Genomic DNA, 230 nt, shown 5'->3' with positions numbered 1-230 from the left:
CCACAGGTAGTAGATCTTTTTAATAACCATCTTCAGGTCGCTGTTGCCGACGGTGAAGAAGGTCGGGTTCTTGCGCGAGCCGGTCACGTCCGGGTCGCGCGGATCGATCACGCTGCCGTAGGCGATGCTGGTGCCGTTGGAGTTCTCCGACAGCGACGGCGCGAGGAAGCCCTTGGATGCCGCGTCACGCACCAGCAGGATGTCGAACGGCTGACAGCGCAGGCTCAGCT

The 230-nt window shown here is 61.7% G+C and carries 1 protein-coding gene; it reads right to left on the bottom strand.

What is annotated here, in order from left to right:
- On the bottom strand, positions 1-230 hold a 230-nt coding region (locus ACQG3P_RS25420; protein WP_426806589.1), incomplete at both ends, for a hypothetical protein.

Origin of the sequence: Stenotrophomonas sp. SrG, from assembly GCF_050031795.1 — a bacterium.
In the GTDB taxonomy this organism is placed as follows: Bacteria; Pseudomonadota; Gammaproteobacteria; order Xanthomonadales; family Xanthomonadaceae; genus Stenotrophomonas; species Stenotrophomonas rhizophila_A.
The sequence above is the reverse complement of the archived record's forward strand: the minus strand, read 5'-3'. Positions and strand labels throughout refer to the sequence as shown.